Source organism: Desulfosporosinus sp. OT (assembly GCF_000224515.1).
In the GTDB taxonomy this organism is placed as follows: Bacteria; Bacillota; Desulfitobacteriia; order Desulfitobacteriales; family Desulfitobacteriaceae; genus Desulfosporosinus.
In genome coordinates, this window is the sequence record NZ_AGAF01000148.1 from 1 (window position 1) to 24,263 (window position 24,263).

The following is a 24,263-nucleotide window of genomic DNA, read 5'->3' on the forward strand; positions in this document are numbered from 1 at the left end:
GAAAACGCTCCTCGGGCCTAGCCTAACCCAAGGAGCGTGTACAAAAAGCTACAAGATTTTACTTAAGAACGCCTGTGTACGGGAATTCTTAGGATGAGCAAAAACCTCGTTGGGCTCTCCCTCCTCCATAATAACACCCTCATCCATGAAGATCACTCGATCACCAACTTCACGGGCAAATCCCATTTCATGAGTAACGGCAACCATGGTCATCCCTTCACGAGCTAAATCCTTCATTACGGCAAGAACCTCTCCAACCATCTCCGGATCCAAAGCGGAAGTGGTCTCGTCAAAAAGCATGATCTTCGGTTTCATCGCCAATGCCCGGGCAATCGCGACCCGTTGTTGTTGCCCACCAGAAAGACGATCCGGGTATTCGCCCGCTTTGTCGGATAAACCAACTTTTCCCAAAAGATCTAAACCAATCTTTTCGGCTTCCGCTTTATTCATTTTACGAACAATCTCTGGAGCAAGTACAATATTTTGAAGTGCTGTCATATGCGGAAAAAGATTAAAACGCTGGAACACCATGCCTACTTCTCGGCGAATTGCATTAACATTAATCTCAGAGTTAAGTGGAATCCCATCAACGATAATTTCTCCACTTGTCGGCTCTTCCAGTTTATTTAGACAACGCAAGAAGGTGCTCTTGCCCGAACCACTTGGGCCAATGACAACGACAACTTCTTTTTCTCGAATATGGCAATCAATCCCTTTAAGCACTTCGAGCTTACCATAGGATTTATGCAAATTCTTAACGTAAATCATTTTTCCCCAACCTCCTCTCCGTATAGGCAACCCATTGGGAAATCAACTGGGTCATTAAAAGATAATACAAGGCAACCGCTATATACATAGGAATAGGTTGAAACGTTCGCCCAGCAATAATTTTCCCGCTATAAAAAAGCTCTTGAATCGCAATGATCGATAACAGAGACGAATCTTTAAGTAAGGCAATAAACTCGTTGCCTAAGGGTGGAATTACTCGCTTAAACGCTTGGGGAAGGATTACGTAGCGCATGGATTGGCTATGGTTCATCCCCAACGAACGCGCCGCTTCCGATTGCCCACGATCAATTGATTGAATCCCCGCCCTAAATATTTCAGCAATATAGGCTCCAGAATTCAGACCCATTGCCAAAACCCCTGCAAAGTACTGATAGTTATCCGGCAGAGTCTCCCAATGAAAAAGTCTTGGGACTAAAAAATAAACTAAAAAGATTTGAACTAACAATGGGGTCCCTCTAAAAAAATCAATATAAGCAATAGCAAGCGCCCGTAAAACTTTAATTTTGGATAAACGCGCTAAAGCCATAATGAGACCAATAACAACCCCGATTGCAACTGCACCGGCTGTCAGTTCCAAAGTAAGAAGAGCTGCTCTATTCAGTACAGGGATGCTATCCAGGGCTGCCTTCCAATTCATTTCCACAGAAAATCCTCCTAGCTTTTCATTGCATAAAATGATAAGAACATTTTTCAATCGTTAGAATTCTTTTGTTTTTCTTACCACTGCCTGAAATTATACATTTTAGGACAAATTTATACAAGCCAAAAAACGTCAGAAAAGAACTTCCATAATTTTTCTAGCGTAGTCGTACCGTCAGTGAAAACAACAGGAAGAAAATTTCATATTTAGTTTCAATGGCCAATTTCCGCGATCAATTTTCTCCTCAAGAACTTAGTCTGCAATATGAAAAAAGAAGACACTTAATCAAAGTGCCTTCTCTCATAGAAGGGTCAACTAGCTAATATCAAAAACCTCTTAGAATTTCGGTGCATCTACTTTAAACCACTTCTTATAAATCTCATTGTATTTCCCGGTATCGATTAATTTCTTTAAAGAGGCGTTCATTTTAGCGCCCAACTCTTTATCATCTAATTTCATGCCTATTCCGTAAAATTCTGCACCTGAATTTGCATCCACTGATTCAATTTGAGCACTTGCATTTTGTGCTTGGAACCAAAGTACTACTGGAGCATCTGCCACAACAGCATCTACGCCACCATTCAGAAGATCGTTGAGAGCGTCGGGTGTCGTATCATATTTTTTAGTTGCCATTCCTAGTTTCTCAACTGCAAATTGTCCCGTTGTATTGAGTTGGACCCCGATCTTTTTGCCTTTCAGGTCTGCCAATGATTTAAAGTTGGCTCCCTTTTTCATTGCAATATACTGAGTACTTTTAAAATACTTGTCACTAAATTGAATAGTCTTAGCACGTTCATCTGTGATCGTCATAGCTGAAATGATCGCATCATATTTCCCGGCCTGTAAAGCCGCAATCAAACCATCAAAAGAACATGTCTCGATATTCACCTTAGAATATCCCATATCTGCTCCAAGAGCATTGATGAGCTCAATATCAAACCCTGTCGCTTGCTGCTTCTCATCCATGAACTCGAATGGTGCGTAAGCAATATCTGACCCTACCTTCAGAATCTTTTCCGCGGGTGCAGGAGTAGGAGTTGGTGCACTGGCATTTCCGCAGCCAGCAAGTGCCAAGAGACTTAAGCTAAGTAATCCGCTTAAAACAAGACGAAACTTTGGTTTAAACATGTTTATCCCCCTTTTTCATTGGATGAACGCAGCATACTCTTTATACAAGCTTTAGTGTATGATGAATTAGCCCATCCATCTATTTTTCTAATTATACATACTTATAAATATTTATGGAAGCCATTTTTCTCTATTTTTCATTCTATTTCATGCTTATTTTTCAAGCGCGGGTCAAAACATCTCTTAAACCACCTTCAGCGCAATTTTTAATCCCACTTCTTTCAGGAAAATCGTAATACCAGAGCAAAACAATTCTCTCCAAAAGTGTGCACAAAATAGTATCATTTATCCCCCAAAGTTACGCACAGGAGCCTGTGGATAGTGTGGATAAGTCTTAAAAATCTACTGCTTTTCACAATAGAACTGTGGATAACGTTGTTGAAAGAATGTTTTATCGATAGTTATTAACAAATACAGAAAAAAGCATTGGCCGACCTCGAGTCAACCAATGCTTGTCATGTCAAATAATTTAATTCAATACCTGAATTAATATTGCTCGCGAGCTGGACGATGGTGTTGATAGCACTCACGGCAGTATACTGGACGATCGGATGTCGGTTGGAAAGGAACTTGTGTTTCCACTCCGCAGTCCGCACAAACAACCGTAAACATTTCACGTGATCTTCCTTCTTGGGAATTACGGTTTGCTTTGCGGATGTTGCGGCATTCGCGGCAACGTTGTGGTTCATTTTCGAATCCTTTTTCAGCGTAGAATTCTTGTTCTCCGATTGTGAAAATAAAAGTTGCTCCGCAGTCTTTACATACTAGATCTTTGTCTTCAAAGGCCATGAAAGATATTCCCCTTACGTAAAAAAATGTAATAGGCTCTGCCCATCCAATAGTAATTATAACGCTAATCACACAAAGGCACAAGTTTTTTTTCGAGTCCAGCTGCCAAACACAGGCCATAAATTGCTTGAACTCCACTTTCGCGCAGAGTTTCTGCCACGGCTTCTAACGTAGCTCCGGTTGTTGTTACATCATCCACCAGCCATATGCTCCGCCCTTTAATCTTCTCTGGTTGTTGCACTTCAAAGGCACCTTTCAGATTATGCAAACGTTCTTGACGTGAAAGGGAAACTTGAGACGATGTTGATGCGATCCGTTCAACTCCGCAGAGAATTGGTAATCCTAATTGCCAGTGTAACACGGAGGAAATGACCTCCGCCTGATTAAAACCTCGTTCTGCCATACGCGATGCATGCATAGGGACCGCCACTACACCATCGACGACAGGAAGCTGACTAATCGCCCAATCGGAAAAAGGGCGAGCAATCTCCATTAAGCGCCGAGGATGTGCTTTGAACTTTATTTCTTGAATAAATTCCTTTAATCCTCCGGCATAATGACCCCAAGCTGTAATCTGATCAAGATGCTTAGGACCCTTTCCAGCCTCACAATCCAGGCAGTGTATTTTCTCTGAGAGAATCAACTTTCCACATCCCCTGCAGCGCCCGAGCTCCGGATGAAGATACTCTGTTGTACAGGCTGGACAAATTACACCCTGCTCCTCGCCACAAAATATACAAGCTTGTTTGTCTACATACCATAAAGCTCGCGTGATCTTTGCCGCTTCTATCCCGAGGTCTCTCAATACTTTTACCCTCCCGCTGAATCTGCGTTAATAAGCCCTAATTCCATGGCATGTCTGTTTTGCTCCTTAATCCACAAAACTGCAGTTTTCATGGCCGGTGTCCTTCGCTGAGAAACAAAAACGACCTTTCCCTCAGGACTTTCTCGAGTTCGCCCCACCCTTCCAGCCATTTGTACCAAGGCACGCTCATCAAATACAGGATGGTCTGCCGCGAGAACCACGACTTGTATCCTTGATAACGTGATGCCTCGCTCCAAGATCGTCGTACTTACAAAAAGATCAAACTCTCCCTGACGCAAGCGCTCAAGTTTCGCGGAACGCCCTAAGTCTGAACTGTAGCTACCGTCAACACACCAATCTGGAAAACGTCTTTGAAAACATTTGATCCACGGTTTGATCCAAGAGATCTTGGGGACAAATACCAAAACAGGTCCCGCTGCCCTCAAGGTATCAATTTGCGATGCCCATAAATCTGCGCAGCTGTAAGACTCTAGAGGATGACGGGATCTTTCCCAACTGGGAACCGGCAAGGGGGTTCGATGGTGCCGTGCCGGAAGTCGAATGAGTCGTATCTTACCTTGTTGAACACCCACTAATCCTTCCGGGGAGGGCGTTGCCGTCATGTAAATTATCTTACCGTTTGGACGCAAGGCATGCTTCAGTCCCCATTCCAAAGCACGGCTCCCATGATAGGGAAAGGCATCCATCTCATCCATGAAAACCACATCAAAAGCTCGCCAAAATCTTAATACTTGGTGGGTGGTCGCCAGGACCATCCCTCCGCCTTGAAATTTAACCAGGGTTGTCCCTGTCAACACTTGCAACGGATAGTCCGGAAAATCCCGTCTCAGCCTCGGTTCAATGTCCTTAACGACATCTTGGCGGGGCGCAGCAAATAGTACCGATTTTCCCCTCTCTAGAGCCCAAGCTGCGGATGGGAAACACACTTCAGTTTTCCCGGCTCCACACGCTGCCCAAAGAAGTGCCGTCTCTTCCGAAGCATCTTTAATGAATTCAAGCACTTGTTCACTCGCTAAACGTTGTGCCTCTGTTAAGGTCCAGTGTGGCCGAAATAGAACCTCAGAAGGGCCGTCTAAGAGTGGACGTTGATCTCGAAAAAATACGTCTAGTGAAGTGCTCGGCCCGATACTCTCACAACTTTGACACGTTGCGGCCATTCCTTGAAGGCCGGGCCACACTTCCAAGTTTGTCTCTCCACAACGTTGACACTGCCAGCCTCTGCCGTGCGACTTCACCGCAGGAACCCACTGCGCACTGCCTTGTTCAACACTGGAATGGGCTAGCCTGATGATTTCTCTCTCTTCTAGCTTGAGCTCTCTGGCCAGGCTACGCAGGTCACTGCACGAAAGTTGCCTTCCTAGTACTAGTCGATTAAACATATTCCTGACTTCATAATATCGTTTCTCATCCAATCGGTCTGAACAACCAGCAACTGAAGCAGGGCTAAGTTCCTGCCAGGTGAAGTCCTGGGTGTCCCAGCCTAAAGCTCTGATTATTTTAAGGATCTCAAGTTTTCTATCCCTTCGCTTTGGCCCTTTGTGCAGAAAATTAACGAGTTTTCTCCGATACAAACGCTCCTGAACGATCTGGATAGTCTCTAAAGAGAGGGGTTTACTGAGATAACTAAGAACATCAGAATTCAGCTTGTCCATTACCTGAAACGGACAAAAACTAACGTTACCGTCTTCTTTTAACGTCAAGAAGAATTGCATAAGTATCCCCTCTTCATTTTAATCCCCATAGCAGTTACACTCTACTTCACAACAAACTCTGGAAAGGGGGCACTCGTCAATCTCAATTTCTGGGAACCGCTTTTGAAGACAGGCTAGATATAAATCTTTCTGCTTAGTGGCTACGCCTTGATGGATGCGAACTTTAATCCATAAAGGTACCTTGAATTTCTTCTGCATCCTAGGCAAGGCCATTCGGAGATGCCAAAAGTCTTTTTCTAACTCGCTGTTTTCTGAGCCTAAGTAACAAACATAGTTTAGACTATGTGTCTTATTGCCACACTCTCTCTGCCATGCCCCAATAAGAATCTGCCATTTAAGTGGAATATTCCATTCCAAACTCGAATTAGTTCTCCACAAAAGAATTCCTAAGCACAACACGACACCTAGTAAAAACATCAGCCACTCCCCCTCACCCACAACCTATGTTCCGGGTAAGAGTTGCGTGAGTTGTCTCTGCCGAGCATATTCAACCAGAAGTTTGATATGTTGGGAAGGTTCAAAATCCTGATATCCCTTCCAGAGGAATCGATCCTCTTCCGATAGTATAGCTGCTCTTCCCTCAATTTTCTGGGGTATACCTTCGACCCAGAGATAGAGCGGAACTGCCTTTTCAGGGTGCGTACGACGCTGTGCCTCAGCTGCATTCCAAACTACTGACTGGGCCCATTCATACGCTTCTAAGTTAAATGGTTGCCAACGAAGTACCTCCTCTACAGCTTGCACCCCTGTATCTGTGTTTCCACTCTTTAATAGGGACTCTGCCTGCTCGCGTCGCACACTGGTTTGTGTTTGATCCCAGTTCAAGCTCATATTCCAAAGGGCAATGCTTCGAGCAGGATCCTGTGCACGACCAAGACGTGCCTGTGTATTCCAAGTCTTCTCTTTCTCGAGCAGTATTGGATTCAAAAGTACACTCCCAGTAACCAGACACAAAAATAGACTTATGAAGAAGAATAATCCCTTGCCCCTCAGTTTTGGAACTAATTTTTTCCACTTTGGAACAAGAGAATGAGGCGGTTTTTCTCTATTTTGAATGCTCCCAAAAATAAGCCAAAATAGAACACCTAAAGTCCCGAAGGAAAAATCAGCATCCACCAAACTATGTAATCCCAAAAAGAGTAATGCTCCCCATGCTCGAATTTTAGCTGTATATCCATCGACTCCCTGCGACGATATGGACGGCACAGATTTCTTAGCCCAAGTCTGCCATACCTGGCCTAAGGTAAAAGCACTCCACATAACCATGCTTAAAGTTCCGATAAAACCTTGGTTTAATAAAATATGAATAAAACTCGAATGAGGATCTGCTGTCCAGTATGGAAAACGTTGAACCGTGGGAAAGGCCATCCACCCTCCGGCTCGTGGAATCCCTCCTGAGTCCCAAGCTAAGCGTAACCCATCCTTAAAGTAGACGAGCCGTTCTTGCCAACTCGCTGATGAAAAGCTCCAGGACGTTAGGTTCCCCCAGGCGAGTCTATTAGTACGTAGCACGAGTGCTGTCCCAACTACCCCCAGCAGAATTACCCATAGTCCTCTTATTTCCATGCTCGTTATTTTCCTATTAACAGAGTTTAAAATTCGGCTGAATCCACGCGCTTTAACCTTGTCTACAGTTTGACGGTTTCTAACCTTTAATAAAAATTGCCCTATAAAAACTGCCAAAAATATTCCCACTCCAGCGCGCGATCCCGTGCCTAAGAGTGAAATTCCTAGGAAGATTGTCTGAACTGGCTTCCTACACGGACAAAACAAAAGAACTGCTCCTAAAAAAGCTGCTGTGGCATTGGGGTAGCCAAAGACTGAACTTAATCTCCCCGCCACTTTGCTCACCCAAGGCAGCCAGCCAATAATAGCCACAACAATCGCCAGCCATTCGGTATATTGTACCAGATGTTTTTTGGCAATATCATCCGCAGAAATCCCCACCCCCAGCCTATAAACAAACCATAGGATTCCCCAGCGTAGAGTTTCAATAAATCCGTCCTTGACTTTCACGGGATGAACTATTCCTACCACAGAAAAAAAGAGCATTCCCAAAAACAAAACATCTGTCAGACCAAAGGCAGAAGACATCTCTGTTACGTGATTAGACTTCGACAAGGTAGCCTGCAAAGCATACACTGATAAGGCAAAGGCAAAAAAAACCCATTCCTGTGAAAAGAAAAGACCGTGGGCCACAAGGCTTAGGGTTAAAAAAAGAGCTAGGATGCGTGCTGTGTTGCTCCTAGCTCTGCTGACTTGCTGTAAAGTTGTCCCGATCACAGGGTAGGTGTCTTCCTCTCCAGGAAGAATTTAAGGGTGCCTTCTGCAACCAGCGTTTCTCCGACATACGCTTTACCTTGGGCAACACCAAACGTTTTTCGCAGCTTTAGAAGTTCCACTTCCAAGCGCAGCTGATCTCCGGGAATCACTTGCCGCTTAAACTTAACGTCATCTAAACCGGCAAACAATCCCAAGTATCCAGCATACTCTGGCATCTTAAGGATGACCACACAGCCGACTTGGGCCAGTGCCTCCATGATCAGAACTCCCGGCATAATCGGATGCCCTGGAAAGTGGCCCTGAAAAAACGGTTCATTGGCTGACACATTCTTTATTCCGACCGCTCTTTTCCCTTCCTCCAATTCTATGATACGATCTACCAGAAGAAAGGGATAACGATGCGGGATAATCTCTTGGATCTCTTGGCTTTGTAACACTAGTACTCCTCCTTATAACTCGATGCTCGAAGCTTGATGCACGATGCTCGAAAGTCAAATATTACGTTTCTCGCCCTGCGCATCGCGCTCCACTATTTACTTGCAGATATGAATCAGTCTGGCTATGATTAGAGTAATTCATTTTTCCTACTCGCTAACTAGTATAACCAAGTTTAAGGCTGAAGGGAAGATAAGAAAATCGTGGAAAACTACAAAATTTTACATATTATAGGTGGGGGAGAAATTGGTGGGGCTGAACAGCATGTATTATCTTTGCTTAATGGTTTAAATGGGTCTCGTTTTTCCCCTCATCTGGCCTGCCTTACACCCGGGCCTTTTGCAGCCCTTGCCCGTGAAAGCAATATCTCAACTCGAACCTTCCCCATGCACTTCCCTATAGATCTATCCCCAATGCCCGGTCTCCTGCGTTGGGCTCAGCATAAAGGGATAAATCTTATTCATACTCATGGTTCCAGAGCAAATCTTCTAGGCCGCCTTGGCGCAAAATGGTTAGGACTCCCCTGTTTGACTACGGTGCATAGCTCCCTTGCCCATGATTATCTTTCACCCTGGTCTGCTCGCCTAGCTTTAGGACTAGACCGCCTTACCCTGCCCCTGACGTCTGGGATTATCACTGTATCTGAACATTTAGCACAAGAAGTCGCGTCAAGAGGCGGTCAGAACATAGAGACAATTTATAATGGCCAATCTCCCCTGGCGTTTAATGATCCAGCAAATTCTCGCCACCAGTTCCGCAAAGAATGGAAAATCCCATCTGATGCACTTGTCGTTGGATCTATTGGACGACTCCATCCTACAAAAGGACATACTTATTTGATTAAAGCTGCGATTCAACTGCGCTTAAAGTTTCCAAACCTTCATCTTTTGCTCATTGGAGACGGTCCCTTTCGCCAGGCTCTGGAATCTGAACTTAGCCATAACCTGATTCCCTATACTTTGACTGGCTACCTCCCCCGCGCCTACGATGCACTTCCAGCCATGGACCTTTTTGTCTTGCCCTCGGTCAGCGAAGGCATGGGATTAGTCCTTCTTGAAGCAATGAAAGCCGGAGTTCCTATAGTGGCTAGTTCTGTTGGAGGAATTCCGGAAGTCGTTCGCGCTGGAAAAGATGGATTGCTCGTTCCTCCAGGGGATGTGGCTGGGTTCACAAAAGCATGTGCTTCTATAATTGAAAACCCAGATTTAACAAAGTCCCTTGTTCTCTCCGGCCATGACCGCTGGCCCAAGTTTTCTATTGAAACTATGGTTCGAGAAACCGAACAAGTTTACACCCGCTTGCTTGATAACTTCACTCGACCCATCAAAAGAGAAGAATGCTTCAAATGACGATAACAAGAGGAGTTGAGCGAAATCGCTCAACTCCTCTTGTTATCGACCTGGTGTTCGTCTCTAGCGCTCTTGTCATTCATTTTCCCCTTATCTTGACGCTCAGGAATTTTATAGACAGGAATTACCTGATGCCTAGTATTCCAGGGATCAGGTATAGGTGCTAGGACTGGAACGTTGTCGTTGTCCTGCTCTTTTGTTCGCTTCATCCCTTTATTCACACTGTTCTTAGTTGCATCCGATTCTTTACTCTGTGCTTGACCATGTCCTTTTCCCTTATTATTTTCCTGGTCCTTCTGCCAATTCTTAGTTTCCTCTTGCTCCTGCTCTTTACCGTTATCTCTCCCTCCATTAGGAATCTTGAGCAGAGAGGATGGTTTATTGGTCAATCCTGAATCTTGCTTCGAAGCCCCTGACCTACGCGGTGAACCAGTTTGAGGCTCTTTCTTCGCTACCTTGATTTGCTCTTGAACCTGTGGGTTTTCTAGTAACCTAACCCGTTCTGATGTATCTTTTAGTTTTAGTTTATCCGATTGTGTTACGACCCCTGCCTTTTGAGCTGTCTCCCATAGTCCATACTCCCCTAATGACAAATCTCCCTTTTGCGCTAACTCTCGATCCTGAGGAGTAAGAGGGAAGACCGCAACTTGAGGTGTCAACCCTTTTTTCTCAACTGTCTCTGTAACCCATGAAGTAATTTGAGTTTCGTTGAGTTCCTTAGGCATTTGATCTAAGGTTTTATCACTCATCGGCGAATATCCGACCATAACCCACCGCTGCTCAGAGTTAAGATATTTTTGATCAAAGGCCTCGGTAACTATTTGTTCTAAAACCTCATCAATTGGTTTACCCGTTAAGTCAACACGACTTAGCATACGCTTTGCATCCTCATTCTGCGTGTTAAACTTTAATAAGTGACCTTGGGCATCCAGAGTAAATTGCACACTAGGATTAATATCAACTGAGAGCATCGCTACAGCGGTTGGCGTTTGATATAGGTTCCACCCCAAGAGAGCAACAAAAATCAAAAGAAACATCGCTGCAACTCCAGCCCATAGGCGTAACCCCCTAAAAAAATCTCTCGCGTTATGTTGGATTTCTATTTCTTCACCCACCTCAGCAAGGAGCCGACTGCGGATTTTGCGAAAGCTTCCGTCCGTTCCCAAAACAGTGTAATGCAAATCGGACTTTTCTATCACTACAGCTTTCATTTTGCTCATCCCTTTGCCTTCCTTTCCTGAGGGAGTACATATTCGCGCAAATAAACATAGTCATATTGATTAGCAATAAGTAAAGCAACCGCTAAAATGTACTTTCTTCCCCGTTCTAGTACCTTCGGGTGAATTTTAGTTTTCAAAGCTAATGCTTGCATGGGGACCTTCCCCTTTCGTTCAACCTGAAGCCACAACTCAGGGTCACTGGCTAATTCTCGAGCCGCAGTGAGTAGCGTTTCTCGAGAATCCCGATGTTTTGGGGAAGCCGCAACCAGGTCCTGAAAGGTAAGCTGTAACTTTGCCAAGGCTTTAGAGAATTGTTCAATTTCTGCTGCCCGTTCGCTGTTCTGCTCTTGCTCCCGAAATTCATCTAAACCAAGATGGACATCAATTCCACGTCCAACGTCCTCTTGATCCAGAGAGATTGCCTGCCTCAAGCGCTGCCTGCGATAATAATCAATCAACCGTCGTTTCATTAAAACCCGTGCATAGGCTAAAAATGGTACACCTTTATCCAATTCAAATAGATCGATCGCTTCATTGAAAACGATCAGCGCTTCTGATAATTCGTCATCTTTACCCCATTCTAGAGAACGATAACACGCCTGGCTCGCCACATGACGAATAAACGCCTGAGATTCAGCCAAAAACCCTTCTCGGGCTTCTAGGTCCTCTTTCAAGCGCTGCCACGTCCATTGTTCTTCCCATACTGGCATGCTTACTTCCCCCTACTCTCCAATACGAAGCAGATTCTCCCTTTTAGGGGGTCTTCTGAAAGAATCTCTGCCAAAGCACCTTAAATACAAAGCGTGGTAGAACCGTTTGCCGTTTCCAACGCCAAGGCTCTTTCCACAAGCGATAGAGCCATTCAACATGAAGATCTTGGATGCGTTTTGGCGCACGGACCACTGTTCCAGCTAACGCATCGAAACTTCCTCCAACTCCAATACTCACACTTGCCAATCGTGGATGTTCAGAAATCCAATATTCCTGACGGGGAGCGCCTAATCCGACGAACAAGAGATCAGGTCGAAAGCGGCGTATTTCTTCTAACACATGAGGCTCTTCTTCAGAGTTAAAGTAACCATGCCAAGCTTTACATACAATCTCAGGGTATTCACTGGAAACTCGATACATTGCCTGTTCGGCTACTCCTGGTTTTCCTCCTAGAAAGAAGAGTCGCCATTTCCCCGCATTAGAGACTGGAAATAAAGCTTGAACTAAATCAATCCCAGTTACCCGTTCATAAACAGGAGTTCTTAACCTCCGGGCAGCCCAAACCACCCCAATTCCATCGGCTGTTACAATTTCTGCGGAGTTAATTAGTTCCCTTAGTCGAAGATCTCGGATTGAAGCATAGATCATTTCAGGATTAGCCGTAACCACTCGTATCGGCACCTGACTCGCTATCGCTTGACCGATCTGCTCTACTGTCTCTGGCATGGAATAGGTATCTACGGTTATCCCCAGAATATTGACCCTCATAAATTGACCTTCCCTTTCTGAGTCACTGTCTTTGACAGTTCGTACTTGCTCCCTTGAGAGAGGAAGTGTCTTAGCATCTACGGCACGAAAGTATGCGTCAGCTGCTCTGTGCCTTCGGCGATACTCTCCACCGGAGACTATCGTGATCGACACGCTCCATTGCTATTCACTTGTCGCTAAGGCCAAAACGCAAACCCTCTGGGCTGTCCTGGTCGAATGCTATGCCATTCTTGGCGCATTCGACACTAGGAACATCCTTGTTCCGTCGCATGTGTGTCGCTCCTTGCCATCCAAGAAGGCTAATACGTGCGAAGACAGTGTCTTCGGGCACCGCGACATCAGTCCATCCATGGACAAGTCCCGTTGCGTTTCTTAACGCCTTATCGTCTGCGCTCATTGACGCAATCCCACTAAAGTGCTCTCTAAGCTAAGAAACTTCCTCTGTGCTGGGGTCGACGGGGTTCGGAACCTGAAATCAAATAGGGGACAGTTCTAACTTTCTGCTCCAAGAGCAGTTGTAAAATTAATTGAGAAAGTCCAAGGATAACAACCCTTACCCGAACAGATTCTCTATTCGGATTAGAACACTATCCTCGGACATTTCAAGTTTATATTTAGGATTCTAGCGCCATCCTTTTATTTAAAACATCCGTTTAATACCTTGCCTGTACCCAAGGCCACACTGGATATTGGATCTTCGGCTATGCTAACCGGCAATCCAGTCTCTCGGGACACACGCTGGTCAAAGCCATACATTAAGGCTCCTCCCCCAGTCATTACAATTCCTTTGTCAAGAATATCCGAGGCTAACTCAGGAGGGGTACGTTCTAAAACTTCTTTCACTCCAGCGACAATCGCCTCTATGGATTCCTCAAGGGCAACAAAACACTCTTGAGAATTGACTTTGACTGTTTTAGGTAAACCTGTAATCAAATCCCTACCGCGAACATCAATGAACGCCGCTGGACGGCCCTCAGGTATTGCTGAACCCACCGCCATTTTAATTTCTTCAGCAGTACGTTCTCCGATCATGAGATTATGTTCACGGCGTATATACCGAGTAATAGCTTCATCAAATTTATCTCCACCAACGCGAAGACTACGTTTAGCTACTATGCCATTAAGCGAGAGCACCGCAATATCTGTTGTGCCCCCACCAATATCTACGACCATACTTCCGGTTGGACCAAAAATATCCAACCCCGCGCCCAAGGCTGCAGCATATGGTTCTTCTACCACTTTTACATCTTTGGCTCCAGCCTGATATGCTGCCTGCTTAACTGCTCGTTGTTCTACTTCTGTTACTCCTGAAGGAATACAAACTACAACACGAGTTTTGAAAAAAGGCCAGCGCTTGGCGCCCGCTTTCTCCAGAAAATATTTTAACATTAGCTCCGTGGTCTGATAATCAGCGATCACACCATCACGCATCGGACGTACGGCGACAATATTCCCCGGTGTTCGCCCGATCATTAACCGTGCTTCTTCTCCTACAGCAATTCGTTTATTGGTATTACGGTCAATGGCGATTACAGAAGGCTCATGTAACACAATTCCTTTTCCTTTAGCATAAACCAAGACACTAGCTGTTCCCAGATCTATTCCTAAATCTATTCCAAACATTGATGGAGATACCCCTTTCGTCATCATAGCTTGTCCAATTATATATGTTTATATAAACAAATAGCACAATCTCCCTCGCGGGAGATTCGCTATTATTTGTTAGTACTAAAATCATTCGTGATAAAATCTCTAATCCCTTTTTGCTTTTCAACTTTTTTGGCATTCTTCTACAAATTTCTTATGCTGATCACATTCTAAATTTCGTTTTTAATTTTCCTGGTATTTTTTCCGGGTCGCCTCGCCTCCTCGAATATGCCGTTCGGCCTTATTGGTCTCAAGAATATGCTTTACTTCCATGGACAGTTTCTCATTTACCAGGGGTAGTCGTTCAGTCACATCTTTATGCACCGTCGATTTCGAAACACCGAAAACATCAGCCGTTTGCCTCACCGTTGCACTCGATTCCAATATGTAAGTCCCAATATCGAGCACCCGTTTGCGTATATATTCTTGCACACAGAGCCCTCCTTCGTCCACAAGCGTACTACATTTATATGCATACTCGATAAAAAAAGACATCCATAAAAGGATGTCCTCATTTGGTAAATACTGTGTTGTTTATCTTAAGACCGCAATTTATAAATAATAACCTACTAGGGCCTTTGCACTTCATTATCATGCCATACTTCGTAATGAAGTTGCGTACGATCATTTTGTCCTTCTGCTCCTGGGAAGAATCCAACCTGTCCAAGCGCCCCTTGATTCACTACTATCTCACCCACATGCACACGAAGATTATCCAACCCCCCATAAGTGACCAACCAACCTTCACCACAGTCTAAAGTCACTTGCTGACCTAAGATTGGGTCTAATCCTATAGAAACAACTTTCCCTCCATGTGTTGCTCGGATTACTGTCCCTTCTGGTTCTGCGTAGTCCACACCGGCATGAAAGATGTAACTCTCAAGAGTTTCTGAATAATAGCTCCCTACATCGCGCAAAATTTTCCCCTGCACTGGACTGGGGAAATCCTTAATACTCCAATTTTTTTCACCCATGTCTGTCGGTTCATGCACAAGCCTTAATCCTTCCGAGGGTTCTTGAGCCTTTACAGAACCTGCAGAAACGTCTGCCTGAGTATCCACAGTCGTTCTTTGTATCGTTTGAGTTTGGTTACCTTCTGAGACGGCTTGGGTTGTCTGACTTGGCAACTTGGTTGCTCTCTCTTGGATAGAGATTGATGAGGAACTTAGATATCCTTTAAATATTATTAGACCACTCACTAAAAGAGTTGCGCTCCAGACCAAGATCCAACCTTTAGACCTTTTCCAATAATTCACTCGACTCACCTCAAATCTAGCCTTGCCGAATGCCGCAACTTTTAGACGCCTCTTCTCAATGAAACAATTTCATAAATCTCTAACGCTTATATCCTAACGCCATAAGCTTTGTACCCGGATAATAATGAGCCAGAATCTCTTCAACTTTCTTATTTTTTTTAGCCAAATCATTGGCTCCCCATTGCGACATCCCTACTGCGTGCCCATTACCATATGCTGTTATAATTAAGCGCTCAGGTTGAACAACCCATTCGATATCTGTTGAGGGGAGTCCAAGTAACGTTCTGAGCTGAGTTGCGAGATATACTTTGCCTAACAAACGTACGCTCTTGACTCTTCCGACCGTCGTTCGGCTTAATACTTGAATATCTTCAGAATTCATAGACTGTGGAGATCCCTTGATTCCTAATTTCTTGTACAACTCTGTTGGCGTAAAACCAAAGCTTTTTATATAACGCTCTAAATTTTCTTCACCTGAACTAACATTTTGCAGATATGGACGAGGCGAACTCCACACCTCCTCAGATCGCTCGGTTGGCTTTCTTCCGCTACTGCTATGATAAAAGGCATCGATATATTCACCATTGGCAACGAGAACCTGGCCGCGCGTTTCACTCACTGCTTTTTGCAATCTGCCTCGATACCGCCAGTAATTAAACCATCCCCATTTGGCCTTCATTTGTGTGTCCGACAACCAAGCTTGGGTTTGAACCGTTGTATCAACATCATATCCAATATCTGAACTATTTTTTTGGCCTAGTCGCTTTGCTGCATAGGTTCGAGCCGCGACTGCCTGAGCTTTTAAGGCTTCAATCTCAAATTCTGCAGGCATCTCTGCAGCAACAACCCCTAAGAGATAGTCCTCCAGTGCTATTTTTACCACTTCCCCGCTAGGCATTAATATACGAATTTGTACATCATCGGTTATGACCTTCTCTTTCTGCCAACGTAAGATACTCCACGGAATTACAAATACAATACAAAGCGATAATGCAATGAGCCATACCCATTCTTTTTTCATTTGATCCTCCTGCGGTACAAGCATTTTGCTTAAATCTATGCAGAAAAGGTAAAGAATATGGCAGTCAAAGGGTACAAAAAGGACAAGGAATAGTTTAATCTGTTCCTTGTCCTTTTTATTGCCTCTATATTTTCTCATACATAATTAAGTAATTTCTAAAGATGCACCGCCACTTCGCCCACTCTCTATTTCTCACGAATAATTTCAGCACCCAAACGAGATAGTTTTTCCTCTACCTTCTCGTAACCCCGATCAATATGGTGAATTCCGCGAATACCGGTCGTCCCTTCCGCAGTCAATGCAGCCAGTATTAATGCGGCTCCGGCCCGCAAATCAGTTGCAGTCACTGGTGCCGCATTCAGACGTTGTATCCCATGAACAATGGCACTACGCCCTTCGATCTTGATATCTGCTCCCATTCGCTTAAGCTCATCCACATGCATGAAGCGGTTCTCGAAGACTGTTTCTGTGAATAAACCCGTACCGTTTGCCCGTGTTAGAAATGCCATAAAGGGAGCTTGAAGATCCGTCGGAAATCCTGGATGAACCTGAGTTTTAATATCCACTGCATTATAGATACCATTTCCGCTAATACGAATTCCGTCGTCTTCTTCAGACATGCGAATTCCTGCCTCTTCCATTTTGGCAATCAGAGGCTTAAGATGATCCGCAATGACATTTTGAACTAACACATCTCCACCAGTTGCAGCTGCCATAAGAAGATAGCTGCCCGCCTCAATCCGATCGGGAATAACCGTGTGTGTGGTGCCGTGAAACTCACGAACACCTTCAATATGAATGATACTCGTACCTGCCCCACGCACTTTGCCACCCATTTCATTCAAAAATGTTGCCAAATCCACAATTTCCGGCTCTTGCGCAGCATTTTCTATAAGTGTCGTCCCTTGGGCCATTGCGGCAGCCATCATAATATTTTCCGTAGCTCCCACACTTGGATAATCTAAGTAAATTCGAGCTCCTTTAAGCCCTTTAGACGTAACATCTAAGAACCCATGATCCATTTTGACTTCTGCACCTAGAGCTTCTAATCCCTTTAAATGCCAATTTATAGGGCGAGACCCTATGGCACACCCACCTGGATGAGAGATACGCACATGCCCTTTACGAGCTAGGAGTGGACCCATAGTGACAATAGACGCTCTCATTTGAGAAACAAGGTCATATGGAGCTTCTATACAATCTATCTCACGAGCATGGATTTTCAGAGTTGAGCCCTTTCGCTCAACCGTTGAACCCAAAGCCGATATAACCTGATTCATGACATTCACATCTAACAAATCTGGAGCATCATCTAATTGAATGGGTTCGGCACATAACAAACTTGCAGCTATAATAGGAAGTACAGCGTTTTTCGCCCCACTTACTGTGATTGTCCCTTCAAGCGGTTTGCCGCCTGTGATAGTAAGCATACTCAAATTCTAAAGACACCCCCTGTCTCTGTTTTCATTATACCCGGACTTGTATTAATTCTCTTTGTTCAGTCTTTTATCCTGCTTAAATTCGACTATTTTCCTCAAAAAGTACTTTAAAATTCTTCCAGCAAGACTGGCATAGCCAAGACAGTTTGTCCTTCAGTGTTTTTCCCCCGACTAAGCAATTGAATGTTAACAAGATCTTGACCTGCTATCACACTATTATTAAAATTGCTCTGGTATCCAGCGATGGAAACCATGTCACCCTGAAGGGCCCATTGAGAAGGCAAGGCATTTGTCTTGCTTAAGTAAGAAGCAATATCGACTAATTGAGGGACACGTTCATCCAAATAGATGTGCCCGTCGGTTTTAGCCATTTGTTGAGCCATAATAGTATACCACGAATATAGATTACTTTCCTCGTTTTTATCAATAAAGCAATGCCCAGAAATAGTTACGGCTACGTTTCCATTTCCAGTCTTTAGCTCTTTATAGTCCCAGTTCCAATTAGGCATTGGCTTTTTTGTCCAAATTTCAAGTGGTATCTCTCCATCTTCAAACCACAATATCACGTTTACCTCAGCTTCTTCCGCCAGCACAACCTCTGAGTTTAAAAGTAAGGGTACCTCCATCTGAGAGGTCTTAAGCGTGTCTTTTGAAGGCATCCCCATATAAACGTTGTGAATACCAAAGCCGATACATAATATACAGGCAATTAGGGAAATCATGATTATTCTATGTAGATTCTGTTTTGACTTCATTCGTCTAACAAGCATTATAGAAGGCCTCTTTCTCAATCTTTCTATAGGTTTAGCCATAGCTTTACCAAATAGTGAGAAAGCTAACATACTTAACACTAAAAAGTTTATACATATCCTAAATTAAGCAATAAATAAAAAAAGAAAAAGGGCCCAACGGGCTCTTTTTCTTATATAGTGGAAAACAATACTTCAAAAATATGCTTATTTTTTGCCAACTGATGCCTCAATACGTGCAGCTGCTCTTCGCAATGCATACTCCGCTCGTCGTACATCAATCTCGTTCGTACGTGTTGACAAGCGTTTCTTCGCCCGTTCTCTGGCCTCTTGGGCACGAGCAACATCGATATCCTCGCTCAACTCAGCAGTATCCGCAAGAACTATCGCGGAGTTTTCGATAACTTCGACGAACCCCCCCGCAACCGCCACTCGTTTAACAGCACCATTCAGGTTGTACCGTAAGACACCGATATCCATGCCTGCAATTAAGGGTGCGTGGTTCGGCAAAATCCCTAATTCACCTAATTCACCAGGAATAACTGCAAACTCAACATCTTCTTTTAATACGTTTCCTTCAGGAGAGACTATGCGTAGCGAGAATGTTCCTGCCATAGCTTACTCCCCCAGTTTCTTAGCTTTTTCGACAACCTCTTCAATTGCGCCGACCATTAGAAAAGCTGCCTCTGAAATGTGGTCGTATTTCCCATCCGCAATTTCTTTAAAGCTACGAATTGTCTCTTTCAAGGGCACATACTTTCCAGGCGAGCCCGTAAATACTTCAGCAACGTGGAACGGTTGTGACAAGAAACGTTGGATCTTACGAGCACGTGCAACAATAATTTTTTCTTCTTCAGAAAGCTCATCCATACCTAGAATAGCAATGATATCCTGCAATTCTTTGTACTTTTGGAGAAGTTGCTGAACTTGACGCGCAACAGTATAATGCTCTTCACCAAGAACTAATGGTGAAAGAATCCGTGACGTTGAGTCCAAGGGGTCCACAGCAGGATAAATCCCGATTTCAGTAATGGCACGAGACAAAACCGTTGTAGCATCTAAGTGGGCAAATGCTGTTGCCGGAGCGGGGTCTGTCAAGTCGTCAGCAGGCACGTAGATAGCTTGTACAGATGTAATAGATCCTTTACGAGTGGAGGTAATCCGCTCTTGCAGTTGACCCATCTCTGTTGCCAACGTTGGCTGATAACCTACGGCCGAAGGCATCCGGCCGAGCAGAGCCGAAACCTCAGACCCGGCTTGCGTGAAGCGGAAAATGTTGTCGATAAAGAGCAACACGTCTTGTCCTTGTTCATCACGGAAGTACTCAGCCATTGTCAAGCCCGTTAGACCTACACGAAGACGAGCTCCAGGCGGTTCGTTCATTTGGCCGAACACCATAGCGGTCTTATCGATAACGCCAGACTCTTTCATTTCGTGGTAAAGGTCATTTCCTTCACGAGTCCGCTCACCAACACCGGCAAATACAGAAAGACCACCGTGTTGTTTAGCAATATTGTTAATAAGTTCCATAATTAATACAGTTTTACCAACACCAGCACCGCCGAAGAGTCCAATCTTTCCGCCTTTAGAATACGGACATAATAAGTCGATAACTTTAATACCAGTCTCCAAAATACGGGTAGATGGCTCTTGATCTTCAAAGGCCGGAGCCGGACGATGGATTGAATAATTGGTATCGGACTTAATATCTCCAGCGTTATCAATTGGCTCTCCCAAAACACTTACCATCCGACCCAAAGTTGCGGGTCCGACAGGAACTGTAATTGGTGCACCAGTATTAATTGCATCTATGCCCCTTTGCAGACCATCAGTCGAGGACATGGCAACACAACGTACTGTATCGTTCCCGAGATGCTGAGCTACTTCTAAGGTGATATTAAGTTTCTGTTCAGGAACAATTACCTTAATGGCAGTATATATCGCCGGCAGTTCATCGGGCGCAAACGCAACGTCAACTACCGGTCCCAAAACTTGCAAAACCTTGCCGTTCTTCACAGGCGCGAAACCTCCTTATTGGGTTTTTCCGGCAGCTTAATCTAAAGCAGCTGCTCCGCCGACAATTTCAGATATTTCCTTAGTAATCGCCGCCTGTCGGGCTCTATTCATAATCAACGACAATCGGTCAATCATATCTTTGGCGTTATCTGTTGCCGAACTCATGGCTGTCATCCTAGCCCCTTGCTCGCTTGCTTTTCCTTCAAGAATTGACCGAAAGATCTGTGTTTCTACATACTTCGGCAGCAGACTTGCAAGGATCTCATCAGGAGACGGTTCAAAAATATATTGTTTACTTTGTTTGCCTTCAGGCTTTTCGATGGGAAGTAGTTTGACTTGCGTAGGTCTCGCGTTAATTGCGCTTACGAATTCAGTATACATCAGATAAACCTCATCCGCTTCACCCTGCTCGTAAAGTCGCACCACTTCCTGGGCTATTTCTTTCGCTTGATTATAACTTGGTTCATCTCCAAGTGCTACAAACTCAGCCAAAAACTCAATTTTACCGCGTCGGAAGAAATCTCGACCTTTGCGGCCTACCGTCACCAACTTAACTTCTTGTGGCGTTTCGGCAATCAAACCGGCGGTCTTCCGAATCAGGTTCGAATTATACCCTCCGCAAAGACCACGGTCTGATGTTATCACCACATAAACCACCTTCTGCACAGGCCGCTTAATCAAAAGCGGATGAACCGTATCCCCAGGAACCTGTGATAGGCGTTCCAAGACCCCTTGCAATTGGTGGGCATAGGGGCGGGCAGCGTTAAGCTTTTGTTGGGCTTTCCTGAGTTTGGCCGCGGAAACCATTTTCATCGCCTTAGTGATCTGCTGCATGTTACGGACGCTGCGGATCCGGCGACGAATATCGCGTACTCCTGCCACCTCATTCACCTACTCCTTTTTAATCTAGGCCACAAACCCCTGTTTGAATTCGTTAATTGCTTTTTCCAGAGCGACGATCATATCATTGGAGAGCGCCTTCTCGGTGCGAATTTTAGTCAACAGGTCGGCCTTCACGGAGCGCATGAAGCGCAGGTATTCTTGTTCGAATTTCCCAATCTTTTCAGCATCAATGTCATCAGTAAACCCTTTAACCGCCGCATAGATAACGACAACTTCTTCCTCAACCGGCATTGTTGCATACTGATTTTGTTTGAGAATTTCCATAGTCCGTTTTCCACGGGCCAGACGCATTTGGGTAACTTTATCCAAGTCAGATCCAAATTGAGCAAATGCTGCTAATTCACGATAGCTGGCGAGGTCCAAACGAAGCTGTCCAGCAACCTGTTTCATAGCTTTGATTTGGGCACTACCACCTACCCGAGAAACGGAAAGACCAACGTTGATTGCTGGCCGGAAGCCGGCGTTAAAGAGGTCTGACTCCAAAAAGATCTGACCGTCTGTAATGGAAATAACGTTAGTAGGAATATAGGCCGACACGTCACCTGCTTGAGTTTCAATAATCGGAAGTGCCGTCATTGAACCTCCACCAAGGTCATCAGACAACTTCGCAGCCCGCTCCAACAAACGAGAGTGGAGATAAAAAACGTCTCCAGGGTATGCTTCACGTCCTGGTGGGCGTTTAAGGAGCAGTGAAAGTTCACGGTAAGCTACCGCTTGTTTAGAAAGGTCATCGTAAATGATCAGGACATGTTTGCCATTATACATGAACTCTTCACCCATAGCAGCCCCGGCATAAGGTGCGATAAAGACCATTGGTGAAGGCTCAGAAGCAGTAGCGCATACGACAATTGTGTACTTCATAGCATCGTTTTCTTCTAATTTCTGAACCACGCTGGCAACTGTCGATGCTTTTTGGCCTACAGCTACGTAAATACAAATCATGTCTTGACCTTTTTGGTTGATAATCGTATCGATAGCTACAGCCGTTTTACCAGTTTGGCGGTCACCAATAATTAATTCCCGCTGACCACGACCAATAGGAACCATAGCATCAATAGATTTAAGACCAGTTAGCATCGGTTCACTCACGGATTTTCGCGCAATAACACCTGATGCTGGGGATTCAATCGGACGGAACTTATCCGTTACGATCTCCCCTTTGCCATCAATGGGTTGACCAAGAGCATTAACTACGCGGCCAATCATAGGCTCGCCGACAGGAACTTCCACAATCCGTCCTGTTCTCTTGACTTGATCGCCCTCTTTAATCCCTGTAAAAGGTCCAAGAATAACGCAACCAATATTATCTTCTTCAAGGTTCATTGCCATGCCGTAAACGTCACCTGGAAACTCTAGGAGTTCTCCGGCCATGGCCTTCTCCAAACCGTATACACGGGCAATGCCGTCTCCAACCTGGATAACTGTTCCGACATCTACAATATCAACAGCCGTATCATAGCGTTCAATTTGTTGTTTGATAATGGAACTAATTTCTTCTGGACGCAAGTTCATCCTGTTATTTCACCCCTACTTCCTGAGGTTTATCTGAGGTTCTACGCAAATCCCCACGCATTCTGTTCAAAGCGTGAGCGATGCTCCCATCAATCACGCTGTCTCCCACCTGTATAAGAATTCCACCAATGAGTTCAGCTCGAACTTCGCTAATAATACGGACGTCTTTCCCCGTCTTACGTCCTATGGCCTGTTTTAGATCGTCAAGTTGGGAAGGGCTCAGAGCAACGGCACTGGCCACTTTAGCTTCCACAACTTTCCGTGCCTCATCCGCCAACCGAGTAAACTCACGTTGAATGAACGGTAAAAGGTTTTCCCTTTTCCTATCAATCAATAGATAGAGGAAATGACGTGTCGTGGCACCAAAGTCTTCTCCCAGCAACTTATCCATGACGGATTTTTTCTCCTTCAAGGAAATATGCGGATGAAGCAGGATGCGTTTAACCTCTTCGTTTTCCTCCACAAATTTTGTAAGTTCACGCAAGTCATTGTCAATTGGATCAAGAGACGTCTCCGAGGCAATACTAAACAAGGCCTGAGAATACCTACGAGCCAGTGCCCCATTTATCATTGCATTTCCCCTACCTCTTGAATGAATTGCTCAATGAGTTTTCCTTGACCTTTCATGTCAAGCTTTTGGCGAATGATTTTTTCAGCAACTAAAACCGACAAATCTGCAACTTGTGCTTTGACTTCAGAAATTGCTCGATCGCGTTCGCGTTCAATATCTGCTAAAGCGGATTTCTTGATTTTTTCTGCCTCTTCATGAGAAGCTGCTAAAATCTCATTCGCCCGAGCTTCGCTAACCTTTGTAGCCTTGGCAATCACTTCTTGAGCTTCCTGACGTGCTTTACGCATTTCTTCTTGGTATTCGCGTTTAATTTGATCTGCCTGTTTGCGTTCATTTTCCGCCTGAGCAAGCATCGATTCAATGCGACTCCGCCGTTCTTCCATCATTTTCATTAACGGACCCCAAGCTTTTGAACTGAGCAGCCAAACGAGCAACAGGAAAGAAACTATCATTACCACAAACGTATAGTCAAATTGAATAGGATTCCCACCCAATGGTC

26 protein-coding genes are annotated in these 24,263 nt (G+C 44.7%); 1 reads left to right on the top strand and 25 read right to left on the bottom strand.

Annotation, left to right across the window (positions count from 1 at the left end; all coding sequences use genetic code 11):
- Positions 1-48: 48 nt before the first annotated feature.
- The 9 genes from DOT_RS13120 to fabZ all read right to left on the bottom strand — a co-directional run bounded on the left by DOT_RS13120 (position 49) and on the right by fabZ (position 8,604).
- Positions 49-768, bottom strand: coding sequence for an amino acid ABC transporter ATP-binding protein (locus tag DOT_RS13120; protein WP_009619460.1), 720 nt, complete (start codon positions 766-768; stop codon positions 49-51).
- Complete coding sequence (locus DOT_RS13125) at positions 755-1,432, bottom strand: amino acid ABC transporter permease (protein WP_009619463.1); 678 nt, start codon at positions 1,430-1,432, stop codon at positions 755-757. Before DOT_RS13125 ends, DOT_RS13120 begins: the two co-directional genes overlap by 14 nt.
- A 333-nt stretch (positions 1,433-1,765) precedes the next feature.
- Positions 1,766-2,557, bottom strand: a complete 792-nt coding sequence (locus tag DOT_RS13130; RefSeq protein WP_009619465.1) for a basic amino acid ABC transporter substrate-binding protein — start codon at positions 2,555-2,557, stop codon at positions 1,766-1,768.
- A gap of 486 nt (positions 2,558-3,043) precedes the next feature.
- A complete protein-coding gene (locus DOT_RS13135) occupies positions 3,044-3,346 on the bottom strand; it encodes a zinc-ribbon domain containing protein (RefSeq protein ID WP_009619469.1) in 303 nt (100 codons plus the stop codon).
- A gap of 64 nt (positions 3,347-3,410) precedes the next feature.
- Positions 3,411-4,151: a ComF family protein gene (locus DOT_RS13140; RefSeq protein WP_009619472.1), complete on the bottom strand. Its 741-nt coding sequence runs from the start codon at positions 4,149-4,151 to the stop codon at positions 3,411-3,413.
- Positions 4,152-4,156: 5 nt separating this feature from the next.
- Complete coding sequence (locus tag DOT_RS13145; RefSeq protein ID WP_009619474.1) at positions 4,157-5,884, bottom strand: DEAD/DEAH box helicase family protein; 1,728 nt, start codon at positions 5,882-5,884, stop codon at positions 4,157-4,159.
- An 18-nt stretch (positions 5,885-5,902) separates the two neighbouring features.
- Positions 5,903-6,301, bottom strand: coding sequence for a hypothetical protein (locus DOT_RS13150; RefSeq protein ID WP_009619477.1), 399 nt, complete (start codon positions 6,299-6,301; stop codon positions 5,903-5,905).
- Positions 6,302-6,325: 24 nt separating this feature from the next.
- Positions 6,326-8,167: an O-antigen ligase family protein gene (locus DOT_RS13155; RefSeq protein ID WP_009619478.1), complete on the bottom strand. Its 1,842-nt coding sequence runs from the start codon at positions 8,165-8,167 to the stop codon at positions 6,326-6,328.
- A complete protein-coding gene (gene fabZ / locus DOT_RS13160) occupies positions 8,164-8,604 on the bottom strand; it encodes a 3-hydroxyacyl-ACP dehydratase FabZ (RefSeq protein ID WP_009619480.1) in 441 nt (146 codons plus the stop codon). Before fabZ ends, DOT_RS13155 begins: the two co-directional genes overlap by 4 nt.
- A 201-nt stretch (positions 8,605-8,805) precedes the next feature.
- On the opposite strand from fabZ, the gene DOT_RS13165 reads away from it, so the two are divergent.
- Positions 8,806-9,951: a glycosyltransferase gene (locus DOT_RS13165; protein WP_009619482.1), complete on the top strand. Its 1,146-nt coding sequence runs from the start codon at positions 8,806-8,808 to the stop codon at positions 9,949-9,951.
- 29 nt (positions 9,952-9,980) lie between these two features.
- Here DOT_RS13165 and DOT_RS13170 read toward each other — a convergent pair whose 3' ends face one another.
- The 16 genes from DOT_RS13170 to atpF form a co-directional block, all read right to left on the bottom strand.
- Complete coding sequence (locus DOT_RS13170) at positions 9,981-11,171, bottom strand: anti-sigma factor domain-containing protein (protein ID WP_009619484.1); 1,191 nt, start codon at positions 11,169-11,171, stop codon at positions 9,981-9,983.
- Positions 11,168-11,881, bottom strand: a complete 714-nt coding sequence (locus DOT_RS13175) for a sigma-70 family RNA polymerase sigma factor (RefSeq protein ID WP_009619486.1) — start codon at positions 11,879-11,881, stop codon at positions 11,168-11,170. Before DOT_RS13175 ends, DOT_RS13170 begins: the two co-directional genes overlap by 4 nt.
- Positions 11,882-11,924: 43 nt before the next feature.
- Positions 11,925-12,650 carry a WecB/TagA/CpsF family glycosyltransferase gene (locus DOT_RS13180; RefSeq protein ID WP_009619488.1) on the bottom strand — a complete coding sequence of 242 codons (726 nt, stop codon included), beginning with the start codon at positions 12,648-12,650 and terminating at the stop codon, positions 11,925-11,927.
- Between the two features lie 166 nt (positions 12,651-12,816).
- Positions 12,817-13,047 carry a hypothetical protein gene (locus tag DOT_RS13185; RefSeq protein ID WP_040412153.1) on the bottom strand — a complete coding sequence of 77 codons (231 nt, stop codon included), beginning with the start codon at positions 13,045-13,047 and terminating at the stop codon, positions 12,817-12,819.
- 239 nt (positions 13,048-13,286) lie between these two features.
- Positions 13,287-14,273, bottom strand: coding sequence for a rod shape-determining protein MreB (mreB, locus tag DOT_RS13190; RefSeq protein ID WP_009619490.1), 987 nt, complete (start codon positions 14,271-14,273; stop codon positions 13,287-13,289).
- A 207-nt stretch (positions 14,274-14,480) separates the two neighbouring features.
- Positions 14,481-14,729, bottom strand: coding sequence for a sporulation transcriptional regulator SpoIIID (spoIIID, locus tag DOT_RS13195; RefSeq protein WP_009619498.1), 249 nt, complete (start codon positions 14,727-14,729; stop codon positions 14,481-14,483).
- Positions 14,730-14,866: 137 nt separating this feature from the next.
- Positions 14,867-15,553, bottom strand: a complete 687-nt coding sequence (locus tag DOT_RS13200; protein WP_009619500.1) for a M23 family metallopeptidase — start codon at positions 15,551-15,553, stop codon at positions 14,867-14,869.
- Positions 15,554-15,632: 79 nt separating this feature from the next.
- Positions 15,633-16,574: a stage II sporulation protein D gene (gene spoIID / locus DOT_RS13205; protein ID WP_009619501.1), complete on the bottom strand. Its 942-nt coding sequence runs from the start codon at positions 16,572-16,574 to the stop codon at positions 15,633-15,635.
- Positions 16,575-16,759: 185 nt separating this feature from the next.
- Positions 16,760-18,010, bottom strand: coding sequence for a UDP-N-acetylglucosamine 1-carboxyvinyltransferase (gene murA, locus DOT_RS13210; RefSeq protein WP_009619502.1), 1,251 nt, complete (start codon positions 18,008-18,010; stop codon positions 16,760-16,762).
- Between the two features lie 110 nt (positions 18,011-18,120).
- Positions 18,121-18,783 carry a hypothetical protein gene (locus DOT_RS13215; RefSeq protein WP_009619503.1) on the bottom strand — a complete coding sequence of 221 codons (663 nt, stop codon included), beginning with the start codon at positions 18,781-18,783 and terminating at the stop codon, positions 18,121-18,123.
- A gap of 186 nt (positions 18,784-18,969) precedes the next feature.
- Positions 18,970-19,377, bottom strand: a complete 408-nt coding sequence (locus tag DOT_RS13220) for a F0F1 ATP synthase subunit epsilon (RefSeq protein WP_009619504.1) — start codon at positions 19,375-19,377, stop codon at positions 18,970-18,972.
- Between the two features lie 3 nt (positions 19,378-19,380).
- Positions 19,381-20,778 (bottom strand): F0F1 ATP synthase subunit beta, encoded by a 1,398-nt coding sequence (atpD, locus tag DOT_RS13225; RefSeq protein WP_009619505.1) that lies wholly within the window; start codon positions 20,776-20,778, stop codon positions 19,381-19,383.
- Between the two features lie 36 nt (positions 20,779-20,814).
- Positions 20,815-21,660, bottom strand: a complete 846-nt coding sequence (atpG, locus tag DOT_RS13230; RefSeq protein WP_009619506.1) for an ATP synthase F1 subunit gamma — start codon at positions 21,658-21,660, stop codon at positions 20,815-20,817.
- Between the two features lie 24 nt (positions 21,661-21,684).
- Entirely contained in the window at positions 21,685-23,193 is a 1,509-nt protein-coding gene (gene atpA, locus DOT_RS13235) for a F0F1 ATP synthase subunit alpha (protein WP_009619507.1), read from the bottom strand.
- 4 nt (positions 23,194-23,197) lie between these two features.
- Positions 23,198-23,764 (bottom strand): ATP synthase F1 subunit delta, encoded by a 567-nt coding sequence (atpH, locus tag DOT_RS13240; protein ID WP_009619508.1) that lies wholly within the window; start codon positions 23,762-23,764, stop codon positions 23,198-23,200.
- A complete protein-coding gene (gene atpF / locus DOT_RS13245; RefSeq protein ID WP_009619509.1) occupies positions 23,761-24,258 on the bottom strand; it encodes a F0F1 ATP synthase subunit B in 498 nt (165 codons plus the stop codon). The genes atpH and atpF overlap by 4 nt, the downstream gene beginning before the upstream one ends.
- Between the last annotated feature and the right edge of the window lie 5 nt (positions 24,259-24,263).